This is a genomic window from Paraburkholderia gardini (assembly GCF_907164575.1).
Taxonomy (GTDB): Bacteria; Pseudomonadota; Gammaproteobacteria; order Burkholderiales; family Burkholderiaceae; genus Paraburkholderia; species Paraburkholderia gardini.
On sequence record NZ_CAJQYY010000044.1, the window covers coordinates 13517 to 31806 of the forward strand.

Below are 18290 nucleotides of genomic sequence, written 5' to 3' on the forward strand. Positions count from 1 at the left end.
AAGCTCCGTGCCCGGAAACATCCGGGTGCGGTTGAAACACCGCAGCCGCGATGTGGCTGCGGCCCGAAAGTCAATGGACCGGCGGGCCGCCGAGCCGGAGAAAAAGCCGGCGACGGTAGTTCTTACATCAGCCGAGGTCGACTGGCACAAAGATCTGCGCATCGTCGCGCTGGATCAGCAGCGCAATGCTATTGCCGGCTTTTTTCACCATCTGCTTCAACTGGTCGACGGTCGTCACCGGGTTGCCGTTGACCGCGAGGATCACGTCGCCCGGCTGAACGCCAGCGCTCGCGGCGGGACCGTCCGCCTGCTGCACCAGCAGGCCATGCGTCAGCGACGCGCCGCTCTTTTCCTGCGGCGTGAGCGGGCGGACCGCAACACCCAGACGCCCCTGCTCCTGCGCCGGCGTATCCGCCGATGCCACCTTCTCATCCGACAGCGCGCCGATCGTCACCTTCAGGTCCTTCGTCGCCTTGTTGCGCCATACCTGCACGTCGGCAACCGTGCCCGGCTTCATGCTCGCGACCTGCGAGGGCAGATCCGCCGAATCCTCCACCGGCGAGCCGTTGACCGACAGGATCACATCGCCCGGCTGCAGACCGGCCTTCGCCGCCGGGCCGCTCGCATCGACCGAGCTCACCAGTGCGCCTTGCGGCGTCTTCATGCCGAACGAATCAGCGAGCGTCTGGTTCATCGACTGCACCGCGACGCCGAGGCGTCCGCGGCTCACGTGGCCGGTCTTGACGAGATCGTCCTTGACCTTGATGGCCTCGTTGATCGGGATCGCGAACGACAGGCCCTGGAAGCCGCCCGTCTGCGAATAGATCATCGAGTTGATGCCGATCACTTCGCCTTGCAGGTTAAAGAGCGGGCCGCCCGAATTGCCCGGGTTCACCGGCACGTCGGTCTGGATGAACGGCGTGTAGTTTTCGTTCGGCAGCGAACGCGATTTCGCGCTGATGATGCCCGAGGTCACCGTGTTGTCGAAACCGTATGGCGACCCGATCGCGACCACCCACTGGCCGACCTTGCTCTGGCGCGGATCGCCGATCTTCACGGTCGGCAGACTGGTCGCGTCGATCTTCAGCACGGCGACGTCCGACTGCTTGTCCGAGCCGACGACCTTCGCCTTGAACTCGCGCTTGTCGGTCAGCTTGACGGTGACGACGTTTGCGCCATCCACGACGTGCGCGTTGGTGAGGATGTAACCATCGCTGCTGACGATAAAGCCTGAACCGAGGCTCGCGCTCGGCGCATCGGGCTGATCGTCGCCGCCTGCGCCCGGGCCGCCGGGGATGCCACCGAAAAAGTGCTTGTAGAACTGGTAGAACGGATCGGACGGGTCGATCGGCAATTGTCCGGCGTTACCGCCGCCGCGCTGCGCGACGTGTTTAACCACGTGCTTCGCGCTGATATTGACGACGGCCGGGCCGTAGGTTTCCACGAGACCGGAGAAATCCGGGATACCGGTTTTGGCGGCCGCTTCAGCGGGCATCATTGCAGCTTGCGCCGGCGCGATGACTTCAGGCGGCGCCACGTTCCGGTGACCGGCCACATAACCCGCCGACAGTGCCACTGCGACCGCCATCGCGACGGCGCTACGTTTGAGGGTCTTCGCTTGCATCGTGTACTCCTGACAAAGAGGTGCGCTTCTGAATGATTTGAAGCGTACGCGGCGTCACTTAAAGGAGTCTTAATTTCGAAAAAGGCCGCACAACCTTTTTGTCGACCAGAGTTCGCGCTTTAGCGCTTACTCCGGCCCCATGCGCGTTACGCTGGTCCCATGCACCGCGGTCGACCAGACGCGCCCGTCAGAACCGCACTGTCACGAGCAGCCCGCCGGAAACGGATTCGCCGAGCGTCACGTCGGCGTGATGCTGAAGCGCGATGCGTCTGACAATCGCAAGCCCAAGGCCGCTCCCCGCGATATCGCTGCGCACACGATCGACACCCGCGCCGACGCGGTAGAAACGGTCGAACACGCGGCCGCGTTCTTCGACAGGAATACCCGGGCCGGTATCCGCGATGCGCACGACGGGATGTCCCTCCTCGACCTTCAGGCTCACGTCGACACGTCCGCCTTCTGGCGTGTATTTCGTCGCGTTGTCGAGCAGGTTGTTGAGCATCACGCGCAGTGCTTCGGGTTCGCCGGTCACCGACGCCGGCGTGGTCGCCTCGATGCCGAGATCGATGTTGCGCTGCTGCGCGAGCGGCACGCGGGACGCCACGCACTCGTCGAGCACCGCGTGCAGATCGAAGGCAGTCGTCACCGCGTGTCCATCGGGTTCCGCGCGGGCGAGCGCGAGCAGTTGTTCCGCAAGACGGGTCGCGCGCGTCACGCCAGCCTGCAGATCGACAAGCGCTTCGTGACGCGTGTCGTCGTCGCGCGCGCGGGCTACAAGCTGTGTCTGGATCTGCACGGCGGCGAGCGGCGTGCGCAGTTCATGCGCGGCGTCGGCGACGAACGCTTTCTGCGTATCGAGCGCGGCGGAAAGGCGCGCGAGCAGTCCGTTGAGCGCGCGCACGAGCGGTTGCACTTCGAGCGGCAGACGCTGGTCAGGCAGCGGATCGAGCGCTTCGGGATGACGCGTGTCGAGCGCGCCCGCCACGCGCCGCAACGGCTTCAGCCCGCGACCGACGACGACCCACACCGCAACGCCGAGCAGCGGCAACAGCACGATCAGCGGCCACAGCGTTCGCAGCGCGACGTTCGCGGCGAGCCGGTTTCGCACCGAGAGCGGCTGCGCCAGCTGCACGACGTTGTCGCCGACGATCGCGCCGTACACACGCCAGTCGCCGCGCTCGGTACGTTGCGTCGAAAACCCGAGTTCGGCGCGCGGCGAAAGCGGCGCGCGCGGCGTCGAGTAATACATCAGCACGCCGTTGCGATTCCAGATCTGAAGCACGATGCCTTCCTCGCCGGTATCGCGTGTGCCGAGCACCTGCGAGAACGACTCTGACGGCAATGCACCGGCGATTTCCTGCAACTGGTAATCGAAGAGCTCGTTCGCTTCGGCGAGTGCCTGACGATAGATGAGCCAGCCTGCGATGCACACGCCCGTGAGCACGATCGCGAGCAGCCAGAAGAGCAATTGACGGCGAATCGAGCGCATCGGTTCAGGCTTCCTTCGCGAGCATGTAGCCGAGGCCGCGCACGTTGCGGATCAGATCCGCGCCGAGCTTCTTGCGCAGCGCATGAATATAGACCTCGACGGTGTTGCTGCCGATTTCCTCACCCCATCCGTACATTTTTTCTTCGAGCTGGCTCTTCGACAGCACGGCGCCCGGACGCGCGATCAGCGCTTCGAGCAGTGCGAATTCACGTGCCGAAAGCGCAACCGGCGCGCCTTCGAGCGTGACCTGATGCGACGCCGGGTCGAGCGTGAGCAGACCGTGACGGATCGTCGAATCGCTACGGCCCGACTGGCGACGGATCAACGCGCGCATGCGCGCGCCGAGTTCGTCGAGATCGAACGGTTTGACGAGGTAGTCGTCCGCGCCCGCGTCGAGGCCCTTGACGCGATCGGCGACGGCATCGCGCGCGGTGACGATCAGCACCGGCAGCGCGAGGCCGCGCGAACGCAGCGTGCGCAACACGTCGAGGCCGTCGCGCTTCGGCAAGCCGAGGTCGAGCAGCACCAGATCGTAGGGCTCGCCCGAGACGGCGGTGAGCGCGGCTTCGCCGTCCTGCACCCAGTCGACGGCAAAACCTTCGCCGCGCAGCGCCTTGCGCACGCCTTCCGCGATCATCCGGTCATCTTCGACAAGCAGTATCCGCATGGCACCCGTCCTGACGTTTTCTGGTTCGGTCGTGGTTCAGTTGTGTTTCAGTCACGCCTTGTGAACACGCATTCTATCTTCCGTCGCGTGGGCGAAGCGCGAGCAGTCGCGATGGCAGCGTAATGCCGGCGTTTCGCGCAGCACCCCGGCTTGTCTCTACAATGAGCGCTTTTACGCGACGCCGCGCGGCTCGCTGTTCGACCGGCCGCCCGCATGTCGCGACACACAGCCTTACAAAAGCCTTCACCCCAACTCTCTCGCATGACGACCGCTTTTCTCCTCGAATTTGCGCGCAGCCTTTCGCCGCGCCGTGCTCCATCCCGTGATACCGCTACGTCATGCCGCCCGGGCGCAGCGGAGACCGTCTCGCGTTCCGGCCTCCGTCACGTGTCGCGCGCAAGCCCGACGTCTGCCGTGGGCGTGGCAAGCACCATCCGCTCGCCGCGCATGAGCTTCGCATGCGCCGCCGTGCTCGGGCTGACGCTCGCGTGCGTCGCGGCGCCCACGCCCGCCTTCGCGCGCACGAAGGCGAAGCACCCCGCGGTCAACGTCACGACGGTGCTGCCGCCGTCGGTCATGGCCGGACTCGCACGCGCGCACGTGCCGCTTTCGTCGGTGAGCGTGGTCGTCGAAAAGATCGGCGACCGCACGCCGATCCTCGCGCTCAACGCGGGCAAACCAATGATGCCCGCCTCGACGATGAAGCTCGTCACGACCTACGCGGGCCTCTCGATTCTCGGCCCGGACTATCGCTGGCGCACGAGCGCTTTCGCGGATGGCACCGTTGACGGCAACGGCGTGCTGCACGGCGATCTCTACATACAGGGCACCGGCGACCCGAAGCTCGTGCCTGAAGAACTGATCGATCTCGTGCAGAAGATCCGCAATTCGGGCATCAACGGCATCGACGGCGCGCTTGTGCTCGACAAGCGTTTCTTCGATGTGTCGACCCGTGATCTGCCGCCCTTCGACGACGACACCACCGCACCGTACAACGTCGGCCCCGATCCGCTGCTGTACGCGTTCAAGTCGCTGTCGTTCTCGTTGTCGCCTTCGCCCGACGGCACCGTTGCCATCGACGTGCTGCCCGCGCTCGCGCAACTGCGGATCGACAACCAGCTGCGCGCGACGAACGGCCCGTGCCGCGGCGACCTGACCGCCGTTACGCCGACGGTGACGCCGATGCCGGACGGCACCGTCAACGCGACGTTTAGCGGCGACTTCCCGGTGCGCTGCGGCGACCGCACGGTCAATGTCGCCGTGCTCGACCACAGCGCGTTTTTCGCGGGCGGCTTTCTCGCGCTGTGGCAGCAAACCGGCGGTACGTTCCACGGCACGACACGCGAAGGCGCCGTGCCGGTCACGGCAAGACAGGTCGCCGTTCACCACGGGCCCGTGCTGTCGGACATCGTTCGCGACATCAACAAGTTCAGCAACAACACGATGGCGCGCAACCTGTTCCTGACGATCGGCGCGGTGATCGACAAGCCGCCCGCGACGCCGGAAAAATCCGTCGACGCCATCGATACGTTCATGCATCGCAGCGCGCTGCCCACCGAATATCTGCAGCTCGAAAACGGTTCGGGTCTGTCACGGGATGAGCATATCCCGGCGATCTCGCTCGCGGACCTCCTCCAGTCGGCTAACGCGAGCCCCGTCGCCCAGGTGTTCGTCGATTCACTGCCGATTGCCGGTGTCGACGGCACGATGCGCAATCGCCTGACCGGCCAGCCCGTCAACGGCAACGCGCACATCAAGACCGGCACGCTGCGCGACGTGCGTGCGATCGCGGGCTATGTGGCTTCTTCGGATGGCACGAGCTACGTCGTCGTGAGCATCATCAACGATCCGCACGCCGAAGCCGCGCGTGCCGCGCACGACGCACTACTGGAATGGATCTATCAGGGACCGTCCAGGCCGATGTCAGATATCTCTGACGCACCCCGTGCAAAGCCCAGGAAAAACCCGCATTCGCGCGGCAGGCATTGAGGGATTCTTCTACGGAAGCCGTTCGTCCCCTACACGGGTAGCGTGTACGCTGTCGGACAATGTTCATCGCGCAGGTTCAAACAATCGCACGAGGACACACATCGCGCGCCGCCCTGCGTCGCGCGATGCAATCAAACGACAACGACAGGGCTCGAGGAGAAGAAGTCGAAATGAAGCACAACGAAATCGGACATCGGGGATTCGCGCGGATCGCGCAGTGCGCGATCGCGAGCGCGGCATTTGCATTGCTCGCCGCCTGCGGTGGCGGTGGCGGCGACAACAATGCGAGCAGCACGCCGCCGGGCGGTGTGAAGCTGCAGGTGGTGTCGTTTGGCGACAGCCTGTCGGATGTGGGTACGTATGCGCCGGCCATTCAGGGCAATTTCGGCGGCGGCCGTTTTACGACGAATCCGGGCGAAATCTGGACGCAAAAGGTTGCCGAGTACTACGGCGATACGCTAACGGCCGCGAACCAGGGCGGCTTCGGCCAGCCGCTGGTCGCGACGGGCGGCATGGGTTATGCGCAGGGTGGTTCGCGCGTCGGCACGCAGCCGGGCATCGGCTATGCGAGCCCGCCACTGCCTTCCTACGCACAGGCCACCACGGTACCGGTCACCGACCAGGTCAATCAATACATCGCGCAACACGGCTCGTTCAATGCGAACCAGCTGGTGCTGATCAACGGCGGCGCGAACGACATTTTCTACTGGGCCACGGTCATCCAGAAAACGGCCGCGGCGGTTCAGGCTGGCACGCTCCAGCCCTCGGATCTGGCAGCGGCACAGCAGCAAGCGTCTGACGGCATGACCCTGGCCGCGCAGCAGTTCGTCGGCGCGGTTCAACTGATCCTTTCGAAGGGCGCGACGCACGTGGTCGTGTCCGACGTGCCCGATCTCAAGGCAACGCCTGAAGGTGTGCAGAGCGGCCCGACCGGCCAGGGGCTGTTCGATTCGCTCACCGTGCCATACAACAACGCGCTGAAACAGTATCTGGGCAATGTCCCGCAGGTGATTCTGGTGAGTGCGTACACGTGGCTCGACCAGTCGGTCGCCAGTTACCAGTCGCTGGGCTTCACGGTGTCGAACACCGATACGGGTTGTGCCCTGAGCAAGATGGAAGCGTCGGCAACGGCCTATGCCCAGCAAAACCCGAGCGTGCTCGCTCCGGGTCAGTCCGCCGCGGACTTCGGCAGCTCGTTTGGTTCGTCGCTGTTCTGCTCGCCGCAAACCTACACGGTGGCCGGCGCGGATCAGACGTACATGTTTGCCGATTCAGTCCATCCGTCCACGCACCTGCATGCACTGTTCGCGCAGACCGTCGAGCAGGCAATCGCTCAGCACGGCATCGGCAAGTGATGGTCCTGGAATAGCAATCGGCACGCTTGCCGATCGATCATGTCCGGCCCGGTTGCGCCGGGCATTTTTACTGGTTCGACGAGTGGGACCGGGGCGTCCAGACCTGCGCCTCGAACGCCGCGGCGGCCCGGCCCAGCCGGTCGTTGACCGCGATCCATTCGATCGTATCCGGCAGCTTCTCGATCAGGATCCGCGACACGTCCGCGCGATCCAGCGCCCGCAGCAGGCTGTACAGTTCGCGTGCGTAAACATGCGGATCTTCCGGCGCGGCGACGAAATGCACGCCGTCAGCGTCGGCCCAGTTCCCGGCGCGCGAGACTCGCGCGACAAGTGCCACACGCTCGTCCGTCGCACGTGCTTCGAGCATCGGTTCCAGCGCTTCGAACGGCAGCAGCGCGAGCGGCGTGCGCGGCGCGTAGTGCGCCTTGAGTGTGCCCGACGCGCGCGGTGCCGTGGCATCCGAACCATCCGGAAGACGCGGCATCTCGCCCAGCACGTCGGCGATATCCTGCGGCGTTACCCGGCCCGGTCGCAGCAGCGCCGGAAAACCACGCGAAAGATCGAGAATCGTCGACTCGATGCCGACTTCCGACGACCCGCCGTCGAGCACGTGAATCGAATCACCGAATTCCTCACGCACGTGCTGCGCGGTTGTTGGACTGACATGACCGAACCGGTTCGCCGACGGCGCCGCGACGCCACCGTGCCCACCCCGCAGCGCGCTGAATGCGGCGAGCAGCGCCTGTGCCACCGGATGCGACGGGCAACGCAGCCCGACCGAATCCTGCCCGCCACTCACCGCCGACGGAATATGCGCCGCGCGTTTCAGGATCAGCGTGAGCGGACCCGGCCAGAACGCATCGATCAGCCGTTGCGCTTCGGGAGGCAGGTGCTCGACCCAGTAGCGTGGATCGCCGCCTGGCGCGAGATGCACGATGACCGGGTGATTCGCCGGCCGTCCCTTCGCGGCGTAAATACGCGCGACTGCATCCGCGCTTTCGGCATCGCCGCCGAGGCCATAGACGGTCTCCGTCGGAAACGCGACGAGTTCCCCCGCGTCGAGCAACGCCGCGGCGTTCGCGATGTCTGCCTCGCTGACGGGCAGCACGCCCTGATCCGGCGATTTCGGTTGATCCAGCATCGTGACTGCGATCTCAGCTCTTGATGATGTGCAACAGGCGCGCACAGTCACGCGCCGCCGTGCGTGCTTCTTCGAGCGTCGCGGCGGTGAAGTTCACGTGGCCCATCTTGCGACCCGGCCGCGCCTCTTCCTTGCCGTACAGATGCAGCCGCGCCGCCGGCATCGCCGCCACTTCGTGCCAGGGCGGCGTGACTGCGGCGCGCTTCGGACCGTCCTTGAACCAGACATCGCCGAGGATATTCAGCATCGCGGCCGGTGAATGCTGGCGCGTGTCGCCGAGCGGCATGCCCGTCATCGCCCGAACCTGCTGTTCGAACTGGCTGGTCGCGCAGGCGTCGACGGTGTAGTGACCTGAATTGTGCGGACGCGGCGCCATCTCGTTCGCGACCAGCGAGCCATCTTCCAGAATGAAAAACTCGACGCACAGCACGCCGACGTAACCCAGCTTCGCGGCGATCTGCAACGCGGCCTGCTGGGCCTGCTCGACAAGCGAAGGGCTCGCGTCCGGCGCCGGCACGATCGTGTGCGACAGCACGCCGTCGCGATGCGTATTCTGCGCGAGCGGATAGACCGCCGATGTCCCGTTCGCGCCGCGGGCGATCAGCGCCGAGACCTCGAACTTCAGCGGCAGCCGTTTTTCCAGCACACACGCCACGCCACCGAGCGACGCATGCGCCTCGCGCACTTCCCCGGCGTTGCGCACGCGAATCTGGCCCTTGCCGTCGTAACCGAGCCGCGCTGTCTTGAGAATACCAGGCAGCACGGCTTCGAGCTTCGCGTCTTCGATCGCTTCGAGCGCGGCCGACGACTCGATCGCCACATGCGGCGCGACCGCCACGCCCGCGGCGGCGATAAAACGCTTCTCTGCAATGCGGTCCTGGGCGACCGCGACACACCGGCCAGCCGGGCTGACGAACGTATAACGCGCGAGGAAATCGAGGCTCGCGGCGGGCACGTTCTCGAACTCGGTCGAAACGGCCGCACAGAGGCGGGCGAGTTCGGTCAGCGACGCTTCGTCGTCGTACGCCGCGCGCAGATGCCGGTCCGCGACGGCGCCCGCCGGACTGCTCTCGTCCGGATCGAGCACGGCGACGCGATACCCCATCGCCTGTGCGGCAAAGCAGAACATGCGGCCAAGCTGGCCGCCGCCGACCATGCCCAGCCAGGCGCCAGGCAGAATCGGTGAAACCGGTGTGTTATCTGAATTCATCTCAGTGGTCGGCAGCGGCCGCAGCGCAGGCAGCCAGGGATCTGATGCGCAACGGCCGGGGTCAGGCAGGAAACATCGGTTCGCGCTTACAGCGCGGGCAATACCATTGCATGTGCAGCTTCGTTCTGACGCACGCGGAATGCAGCAAGCTTGTCCGCATACTCAGGCGAGCTCACGCTCAGGATCGAAACAGCAAAAAGCGCCGCGTTCGCCGCGCCGGCTTCGCCGATCGCAAACGTCGCGACCGGCACGCCCTTCGGCATCTGGACGATCGAGTGCAGCGAATCGACGCCCTTCAGATACTTGCTCGCGACCGGCACGCCCAGCACCGGCACCGTGGTCTTGGCGGCCAGCATGCCGGGCAGGTGCGCGGCGCCGCCCGCACCCGCGATGATCGCGCGCAGGCCGCGCTCGCGCGCACGCTCCGCGTAGTCGAACATCTCGTCGGGCATACGGTGCGCCGAAACGACCTTCGCTTCGTAGGGCACGCCGAACTCCTGAAGGAGCGCGACAGCGTGTTTCATGATGTCCCAATCGGAACTGGAGCCCATCAGCACGCCAACGAGCGGCGCGGCGTGCGTGTGGGCGGTCTGTGCTTCGCTCATCGTACGAACTTCCTTATCGGGACTGAGGCGTCAGGCGAGCTTCTGCCCGGTCAGGCGTTCGAGCGCTTCCTGATACTTTTCGCCCGTCTTCGCGACAACGTCGTCGGGCAGCTTCGGCGCCGGCGGCTCTTTCTTCCACGACTGCGTTTCGAGCCAGTCGCGCACGAACTGCTTGTCGAACGACGGCGGATTCGTGCCGACCTGATACTGGTCGGCCGGCCAGAAGCGCGACGAATCGGCCGTCAGCGCCTCATCCATCAGATACAGCTTGCCGTGGTTGTCGAGACCGAATTCGAACTTCGTGTCGGCGATGATGATGCCGCGCGTGGCCGCGAATTCAGCGGCTTCCTTGTACAACCGGATCGAGATGTCGCGGATCGTGGCCGACAGTTCGGTGCCGATGCGGCGTTCCATCTCGTTGTACGTGATGTTCTCGTCATGGTGGCCCATTTCGGCCTTGGCTGCCGGCGTGAAGATCGGCTCGGGCAGCTTCTGCGCGTTTTGCAGGCCCGGCGGCAGTTCGACGCCGCACACGGCGCCCGTTGCCTGGTAGTCTTTCCAGCCGCTGCCGGCCAGATAGCCGCGCACCACCGCTTCGACCAGGATCGGCTCGAGACGCCTGACGACAACCGCGCGGCCCTTGACCTGCTCGACTTCGTCCGCTGCGACGACCGTTTCCGGCTCGACGCCGGTCAGGTGATTCGGGACGATGTGCTTCAGCTTGTCGAACCAGAAGTTGGCCATCTGGTTCAGCACGCGCCCCTTGTTGGGAATCGGCTCGCCCATGATGACGTCGAACGCCGACAGACGGTCGGTCGTAACGATCAGCAACTGGTCGTTGCCCACCGCGTAGTTGTCGCGGACCTTGCCGCGGCCGAGCAGCGGCAGCGAGCGGAGCGTGGATTCGTAAAGGGTAGACATCGTCGTAGTTCGCTAGAAATAGGGCAAAAATGAGACCGGAACAAAAGGGAAACGCCGTTCCCCGGATCATGCGGGAACGGCGATCTGACAACAACCTGGCCGGATGACCAGGTCAGTGCTGAACGGACAGCCTAGCGGACCACCTGCCGGAGGTCGCCCGACCTGTACTTCTCCGCCATCCTGTCGAGCGACAGCGGCTTGATTTTAGCGGCCTGGCCTTCGCAGCCGAACGCCACGTAGCGATCCACGCACACCTTCGTGGCGGCTTCACGCGCCGGCTTCAGGTAGTCGCGCGGGTCGAACTTCGACGGGTTTTCGGCCATCGCACGGCGGATCGCGCCGGTGATCGCGAGACGCAGGTCCGTATCGATATTGATCTTGCGCACGCCGTTACGGATGCCTTCCTGAATTTCTTCGACCGGCACGCCGTAGGTTTCCTTCATGTCGCCGCCGAATTCGCGGATTTCCGCGAGCAGTTCCTGCGGCACCGACGACGAACCGTGCATCACCAGGTGCGTATTCGGAATGCGCTGGTGAATTTCCTTGATGCGCTGAATCGACAGGATATCGCCCGTCGGCTTCTTCGTGAACTTGTACGCGCCGTGGGAGGTACCGATCGCGATCGCCAGTGCGTCGCACTGCGTGAGCTTCACGAAATCGGCGGCCTGCTCGACGTCGGTCAGCAGCTGTTCGCGGGTCATCGTGCCTTCCGCGCCGTGGCCGTCTTCCTTGTCGCCCTTCATCGTTTCGAGCGAGCCGAGCACGCCCAGTTCGGCTTCGACCGTCACGCCGATCGAGTGCGCCATCTCCACGACCTTGCGCGACACATCGACATTGTATTCATACGACGCCACCGATTTGCCGTCCGCCTCGAGCGAACCGTCCATCATCACACTCGTAAAACCACTGCGCATGGCCGCCATGCACACGGCCGGCGACTGCCCGTGATCCTGGTGCATCACAACCGGAATATGCGGATATGACTCGACGGCCGCTTCGATCAGATGGCGCAGGAATGGCTCACCGGCATACTTCCGGGCGCCCGCCGACGCCTGCATGATGACCGGCGCGCCGACCTTGTCCGCCGCCGCCATGATCGCCTGCACCTGTTCCAGGTTGTTCACGTTGAATGCCGGGAGGCCATAACCGTTTTCGGCGGCATGGTCCAGCAACTGACGCATTGATACGAGAGGCATGGTGAAACTCCTTAATTGAAACGAAACCTGTGCCGTCGGCATCTAATTTTTGAGATTTTATCGCGAAGCAAGCCGCATTCCCGTGCGTGCCTTCCCTGAGCGTGGGCTCAGGGGCGCGCCGCCTCTCCCGGGAACGCGGCCTGTCCGCCGCGCCGATGGGCATACATCCAGTCTGATCAGTACGGTTCACCCACCCGCACGATTTTCAGTGTGTTCGTTCCGCCGGCCTGTCCCATCGGCTCGCCGACCGTCAGCACCACCATGTCGCCATGCGATGCGTAGCCCTTGCTGACCACCACTTCGAGCGCCTGCGCGAGCGCCGTGTCGCGGTCGGTGTTGGTGTCGAGATGCAGCGACGTCACGTTGCGGTACAGCGCCATCGCGCGCTCGCTGCCGGTGCGCGGCGTGAGCGCGAAGATCGGCACGTGCGTCCAGTGACGCGACATCCACAGCGCGGTCGACCCCGATTCGGTCAGCGCGACGATCGCCTTCGCGCCGAGGTGGAACGCCGTGAAGAGCGCACCCATCGCGATCGACTGGTCGATACGCGTGAACGTCCGGTCGAGGAAATCCTTGTCCAGTTCCGAGTTTTCCGACTTCTCGGCTTCCACGCAGATCGCGGCCATCGTTTCGATGGTCTGCACCGGATACTTGCCCGCCGCCGATTCCGCCGACAGCATCACGGCATCCGTGCCGTCCAGCACCGCGTTCGCGACGTCCGACACCTCGGCGCGCGTCGGCACCGGTGCGTGGATCATCGATTCCATCATCTGCGTGGCGGTGATGACGAACTTGTTCGACTCGCGCGCCATACGGATCATGCGCTTTTGCAGCGCCGGGACTGCGGCATTGCCCACTTCCACGGCCAGATCGCCGCGCGCGACCATGATGCCGTCCGACGCGTCGAGGATGCCCTGCAGCGCCGGAATGGCTTCGGCACGCTCGATCTTCGCGATCATCTTCGGCTTGATGCCGTAAGGCGCGCCCGCGATATTGGCGAGCTGGCGGGCCATTTCCATGTCGGTGGCGTTCTTCGGGAACGATACCGCGACAAAATCCGCGCCGAGCGACATGGCCGTCTTGATGTCTTCCATGTCCTTTTCGGTCAGCGCCGGCGCCGTGAGGCCGCCGCCCTGGCGGTTGATGCCCTTGTTGTTGGACAGGTCGCCGCCGATCTTCACCGTGGTGTGAATCTCGGTGCCGAGCACGCGCGTGACGTTCAGGACGATCAGGCCGTCGTTGAGCAGCAGCACGTCGCCCGGTTTCAGGTCGCGCGGCAGATCCTTGTAGTCGAGGCCGACGCGGTCGTCGTTGCCGAGTTCGCACGCGGAATCGAGGATGAATGAATTGCCGGCGATCAGCGTGGTCTTGCCGTTCTCAAACTTGCCCACGCGGATCTTCGGGCCTTGCAGGTCAGCCATGATGGCGACTTCGCGGCCAGCCTTGCGCGCGACCTCACGGACGAACTCAGCGCGTTGGCGATGGTCGTCGGCGGTGCCGTGCGAGAAGTTGAGCCGCACCACATCGCATCCGGCCTGAATCATTTGCAGCAGGATTTCCTGCGTACTGGAAGCCGGGCCGATGGTGGCGACAATCTTGGTGGCGCGATGCATGAGTCTCCTCGTCTGGATGGGTTCGCTGGATTGAGCGCTGCGAGTCGGATTCGTTGGCGTTGCCGCGCGAGCGGCTGCCGGGGGTTGCGCGCCGGCTGGAGCTGGCGTCGCTTTGTTTGAGCGTTGCGCATCGGGCGTGGCCGATGTCGCGGTGTCTTGTGCCTGCGGTGCCTGCGTGCCGGATTCGGCCTGCGCGGCAGTGTCGGGTGCCGCAGTTTGTGCTGGCGCGCGTTTGTGCTGCGCCGTTACCGCAAGAACATCTGCGGGGTCCTGCACCGCTGGCTGGTGCGGCGCGCCTGCTGGCGCCGGAGCCGATGCCAGCGGCTTGCTGCTGGAGCGCGCGCTGCGCTCCCCTGCGGCTGTCGTGCGCGGCGTGGGCCGGCCTTTTGCTGATTTCGTCGGGGAGCGCGTTGCCACGTTAAGCCCGCGATTCCAGGATTTCGACGGCGGGCAGTGTCTTGCCTTCGAGGAACTCGAGGAAGGCGCCTCCGCCTGTCGAGATATAGCTGACCTTGTCGTGGATGCCGTATTTGGCGATCGCCGCGAGCGTGTCGCCGCCGCCGGCAATCGAGAACGCCGGCGACTTCGCGATCGCATCAGCGAGCGTCTTCGTGCCGTTGCCGAACTGGTCGAATTCGAACACGCCGACCGGGCCGTTCCAGACGATCGTGCCGGCCTTTTCCAGTTGAGCGGCCAGCGCCTTCGCGGTGTCCGGGCCGATGTCGAGGATCAGGTCGTCGTCCTCTACGTCGGCCACGGCCTTCACTTCGGCCTTCGCCGTCGGCGAGAATTCCTTCGCGGTGACGACGTCCGTCGGGATCGGCACCGAAGCGCCACGTGCCTTCGCGGCATCGATGATCGCCTTCGCATTGTTGACGAGATCCGCTTCGGCGAGCGACTTGCCGATCTTCAGCCCCGCCGCCAGCATGAACGTGTTCGCGATGCCGCCGCCGACGATCAGCTGGTCGACCTTGCCGGCGAGCGAATCGAGAATGGTGAGTTTGGTCGACACCTTGGAGCCGGCGACGATCGCCACCAGCGGACGCTTCGGCGCGCCGAGCGCCTTGCCGAGCGCGTCGAGTTCAGCCGCGAGCAGCGGACCCGCGCACGCAACCGGCGCGTATTTCGCGATGCCGTACGTGGTGGCTTCGGCGCGATGCGCGGTGCCGAACGCGTCGTTGACGTAGATGTCGCAGAGCTTCGCCATCTTCTGCGCGAGCTCGTCGGAATTCTTCTTTTCGCCCTTGTTGACGCGGCAGTTCTCGAGCAGCACGACCTGGCCCGGCGCGACGTTCACGCCGTTTTCCACCCAGTTCGCGACGAGCGGCACATCGCGGCCGAGCAGTTCGCCGAGGCGCGTCGCGACCGGCGCGAGCGAGTCTTCCGGCTTCAGTTCGCCTTCCGTCGGGCGGCCAAGGTGCGAGGTGACCATGACGGCCGCGCCGGCATCCAGTGCGTCGCGGATAGCGGGCACCGACGCGCGGATGCGGGTGTCTTCGGTGATGTTGCCGTGATCGTCCTGCGGCACGTTCAGATCGGCGCGGATGAAAACGCGTTGGCCGGCAAGCTTGCCTTCGGCGATCAGATCGGTGAGACGCTTCACTTGGGTCATGGTGTCGGGATGCGGGTTGATTGGAAGGCGGTGGACAATGCAACCTGCCCGACATGATGAGGACAGGGCCGGCGGCATCGGCCGCGGCTTCGCGCAGTGATCCGGAAGACGGCTATTTTAACCGATACCGGTGACGTTCCTGGACGTGTGGCTGCGAATCTCCAGCATTTGGGCGGACGTCACGCGATGCGGCATCGCAGCATTTCCCACGTCCGGACACTAGGCAACAAGTCGCAGGACGGTGAACACTGCCATGCCGGCGACAATCGTGCCGATCATGCTGCGCCGCCACAGATACCAGCCGAGCCCGGCGAGCGTGGCGTAGAACTCGTGATTCGACAGCCCGAAGGACAGCCCGTTGCTGGTTTCCACCACGTCGGGCAGCACGACCGCCGCCAGCGCGGCGGCCGGCGCGTAGCGCAACATGCGCTGCACGCGCTCCGGCAGGACCGTTCGCTCGCCGCCGATCAGGAACATCGCGCGCGTCACCGCGGTGACGAACGTCATGCCGAGAATGGCGAGCCAGATCTGTGTGGTGGTCATCGGGAATCTCCCGCGCGCTGGCGGATGCGGCGCAGGTCGGCGCGCTCGACGATCGAATCGGTGATGCTGCCCGCGATGATCGCGGTGATGACCGCGAGCGGCAGCGCGAGCCGGTACGGCAGGTCGACCGCCAGCAGCGAAACGACACCCGCGATGCCGACCGCGACCGCCGTCGAACGCGTGACGATCGCCGACACCATGATCGGCAGCAGCACGAGCGTGCCGGCGAGCCCGAGCCCCCAGTTGTCCGGGAAGAGGCTCGCGAGCAGGATGCCGATCGCCGACGAGACCTGCCACGACGCCCAGCTGGCAATCGCCATGCCCCAGAAATACGCCTCCTTGCCAGGCTGGAAGCCGGTCGGAAAGCTCTTCTTCTGGAACAGCAGATAGATGATGTCGCCGTTGAAATAGCCGATCAGCATGCGCCGCCACAGCGGCAGATACGAGAAATGCGGCGCGAGACCCGCGCTGAAGATCACGAAGCGGGTGTTGACCATCGCGGCGGTGAGCAGGATCGTCCAGACCGGCAGCTTCGCGGCGAAGAGCGGCAGCACCGCCAGTTGCGACGAACCCGCATACACCGCCACCGACATGCCGAGCGCCTGGGGCAGCGTCAGCACGGACTTGCTCATCGCGATGCCGGTCACGAGCCCCCATGAAAATATCGCCATGAGCGTGGGCGAATAGTCGCGCAGGCCCAGGCGAAAGGCCTGGCGATCAACTTCAGAGAGGCGAGCAGACATTGGACGAGGCAGGCCGGCGCGCGATGCGCCGCCGCAGCAGAAAAGACACAGCCTGTCGGAAAACTTCCGCCGGCGCATCCGGAACTGATTTATGTGTGCGCAGAATTATAGCGTCCGTAAGGTGGCTGAATGCCCGTTCCGTGTGCAAAAGACGCTAAAATAACGGACTTCGCCGCTTGACGGATCTGTGTTTTGGCTTTCCGCGCCACGCATTCCGGCTTACGCCTGCCGTAAGCCTGCGCCGCGCGTTCCGGCCGGGTCGTCGCTGTGGCACCCCGAATACCTCATTACGCACCGCCTGGAGAATCGTATGTCAATGGCCGACCGCGACGGCAAGATCTGGATGGATGGCAAGCTCATCGACTGGCGCGATGCCAAAATCCACGTCCTCACGCACACGCTGCACTACGGCATGGGCGTCTTTGAAGGCGTGCGCGCCTACAAGACGGACAGCGGCACCGCGATCTTCCGCCTGCAGGAACACACGAAGCGTCTTCTGAATTCCGCGAAGATCTTCCAGATGGACGTCCCGTTCGACCACGAAACGCTCGCCGCCGCGCAGCGCGAAGTCGTCCGCGAGAACAAGCTGGAATCGTGCTATCTGCGCCCGATCATCTGGGTCGGCTCGGAAAAGCTCGGCGTGTCGGCGAAGGGCAACACGATCCACGTCGCGATCGCCGCGTGGCCGTGGGGCGCTTACCTCGGTGAAGACGGCCTGAAAAAGGGCATCCGCGTGAAGACGTCGTCGTTCACGCGCCATCATGTGAACGTGTCGATGGTGCGCGCGAAGGCGTCGGGCTGGTACGTGAACTCGATCCTCGCGAACCAGGAAGCCACCGCCGACGGCTACGACGAAGCGCTGCTGCTCGACGTGGACGGCTACGTGTCGGAAGGTTCGGGCGAAAACTTCTTCCTCGTGAACAACGGCAAGCTGTACACGCCGGATCTGTCGTCGTGCCTCGACGGCATCACGCGCGACACCGTCATCACGCTGGCGAAAGACGCCGGCATCGAGGTGATCGAAAAGCGCATCACGCGCGACGAGGTCTACACCTGCGACGAAGCGTTCTTCACCGGCACGGCCGCCGAAGTCACGCCGATCCGCGAACTCGATAACCGCACGATCGGTGCGGGCGCGCGCGGTCCGATCACGGAAAAGCTGCAATCCGGCTTCTTCGACATCGTGAACGGCAAGAGCACGAAGTACGCGAACTGGCTGACCAGGGTTTAAGCCTTCGTTCACTGCCTGCGCGGGCTGCGCATCGCGCGCCGCGTTTTCATCCGAATACAAAGAGAACGTCCTCATGAGTGAAATCAAGGAAATGCCGCTGGTCGAACTGTCGGCCAAAGACCTGCCGGCGTATTGCCCGAATCCGTCGATGCCGCGCTGGAGCACGCATCCGCGCGTCTTCATCGACGTCACGCACGGCGAAGCACGCTGCCCGTATTGCGGCACGCGCTACAAGCTGCGCGCCGGCGAAGTGGTCAAAGGCCACTGAGCACGCCCGCATTGCGGCTGACAGCGGCGGGGGGGGGGGGGGGCGGGGGCGGGGCGGGCGGGGCCCCCCGCCCGCGCAGCGGG

General features: G+C 64.9%; 16 protein-coding genes. 4 read left to right on the plus strand and 12 right to left on the minus strand.

The features are described from left to right. Window positions 1-127: 127 nt before the first annotated feature. The 3 genes from LPA34_RS25705 to LPA34_RS25715 form a co-directional block, all read right to left on the minus strand. Complete coding sequence (locus tag LPA34_RS25705) at window positions 128-1624, minus strand: DegQ family serine endoprotease (protein ID WP_228983711.1); 1497 nt, start codon at window positions 1622-1624, stop codon at window positions 128-130. 187 nt (window positions 1625-1811) lie between these two features. Next, window positions 1812-3113, minus strand: a complete 1302-nt coding sequence (locus LPA34_RS25710) for an ATP-binding protein (protein ID WP_228983712.1) — start codon at window positions 3111-3113, stop codon at window positions 1812-1814. A 4-nt stretch (window positions 3114-3117) separates the two neighbouring features. After that, window positions 3118-3780, minus strand: coding sequence for a response regulator (locus LPA34_RS25715; RefSeq protein WP_228983716.1), 663 nt, complete (start codon window positions 3778-3780; stop codon window positions 3118-3120). A gap of 447 nt (window positions 3781-4227) precedes the next feature. Between LPA34_RS25715 and dacB the strand changes: the two genes are divergently transcribed. Both dacB and LPA34_RS25725 read left to right on the plus strand, forming a co-directional pair. Beyond that, window positions 4228-5769, plus strand: a complete 1542-nt coding sequence (gene dacB / locus LPA34_RS25720) for a D-alanyl-D-alanine carboxypeptidase/D-alanyl-D-alanine endopeptidase (protein WP_228983747.1) — start codon at window positions 4228-4230, stop codon at window positions 5767-5769. A gap of 170 nt (window positions 5770-5939) precedes the next feature. Then, window positions 5940-7124: an SGNH/GDSL hydrolase family protein gene (locus LPA34_RS25725; RefSeq protein ID WP_228983719.1), complete on the plus strand. Its 1185-nt coding sequence runs from the start codon at window positions 5940-5942 to the stop codon at window positions 7122-7124. Window positions 7125-7191: 67 nt separating this feature from the next. Here the strand turns inward: LPA34_RS25725 and LPA34_RS25730 are convergent, their stop codons facing one another. From LPA34_RS25730 to LPA34_RS25770, 9 genes are all read right to left on the minus strand, one after another. Beyond that, the gene (locus LPA34_RS25730; protein ID WP_228983720.1) at window positions 7192-8265 is read right to left on the minus strand and encodes an L-threonylcarbamoyladenylate synthase; all 1074 of its coding nucleotides are present in this window, start codon (window positions 8263-8265) and stop codon (window positions 7192-7194) included. A 13-nt stretch (window positions 8266-8278) separates the two neighbouring features. Then, on the minus strand, window positions 8279-9475 hold the full coding sequence (locus LPA34_RS25735) for a 5-(carboxyamino)imidazole ribonucleotide synthase (RefSeq protein WP_228983723.1): 1197 nt from the start codon (window positions 9473-9475) through the stop codon (window positions 8279-8281). Window positions 9476-9561: 86 nt separating this feature from the next. Continuing rightward, entirely contained in the window at window positions 9562-10080 is a 519-nt protein-coding gene (gene purE, locus LPA34_RS25740) for a 5-(carboxyamino)imidazole ribonucleotide mutase (RefSeq protein WP_228983725.1), read from the minus strand. Window positions 10081-10110: 30 nt separating this feature from the next. Continuing rightward, the gene (locus LPA34_RS25745; protein WP_228983726.1) at window positions 10111-11001 is read right to left on the minus strand and encodes a phosphoribosylaminoimidazolesuccinocarboxamide synthase; all 891 of its coding nucleotides are present in this window, start codon (window positions 10999-11001) and stop codon (window positions 10111-10113) included. Between the two features lie 131 nt (window positions 11002-11132). Beyond that, a complete protein-coding gene (fba, locus tag LPA34_RS25750; protein ID WP_228983727.1) occupies window positions 11133-12197 on the minus strand; it encodes a class II fructose-bisphosphate aldolase in 1065 nt (354 codons plus the stop codon). Between the two features lie 176 nt (window positions 12198-12373). After that, on the minus strand, window positions 12374-13810 hold the full coding sequence (gene pyk, locus LPA34_RS25755) for a pyruvate kinase (RefSeq protein WP_228983730.1): 1437 nt from the start codon (window positions 13808-13810) through the stop codon (window positions 12374-12376). A 418-nt stretch (window positions 13811-14228) separates the two neighbouring features. Beyond that, complete coding sequence (locus tag LPA34_RS25760; RefSeq protein ID WP_228983731.1) at window positions 14229-15422, minus strand: phosphoglycerate kinase; 1194 nt, start codon at window positions 15420-15422, stop codon at window positions 14229-14231. 219 nt (window positions 15423-15641) lie between these two features. After that, the gene (locus tag LPA34_RS25765; RefSeq protein ID WP_228983734.1) at window positions 15642-15965 is read right to left on the minus strand and encodes an AzlD domain-containing protein; all 324 of its coding nucleotides are present in this window, start codon (window positions 15963-15965) and stop codon (window positions 15642-15644) included. Next, window positions 15962-16708: an AzlC family ABC transporter permease gene (locus tag LPA34_RS25770; RefSeq protein WP_228983737.1), complete on the minus strand. Its 747-nt coding sequence runs from the start codon at window positions 16706-16708 to the stop codon at window positions 15962-15964. Before LPA34_RS25770 ends, LPA34_RS25765 begins: the two co-directional genes overlap by 4 nt. A 310-nt stretch (window positions 16709-17018) precedes the next feature. Here LPA34_RS25770 and LPA34_RS25775 point away from each other — a divergent pair, with 310 nt between their 5' ends. Further along, entirely contained in the window at window positions 17019-17939 is a 921-nt protein-coding gene (locus LPA34_RS25775) for a branched-chain amino acid transaminase (RefSeq protein WP_228983743.1), read from the plus strand. A gap of 73 nt (window positions 17940-18012) precedes the next feature. Beyond that, entirely contained in the window at window positions 18013-18207 is a 195-nt protein-coding gene (locus LPA34_RS25780) for a zinc-finger domain-containing protein (RefSeq protein ID WP_090528136.1), read from the plus strand. Window positions 18208-18290: the final 83 nt, after the last annotated feature.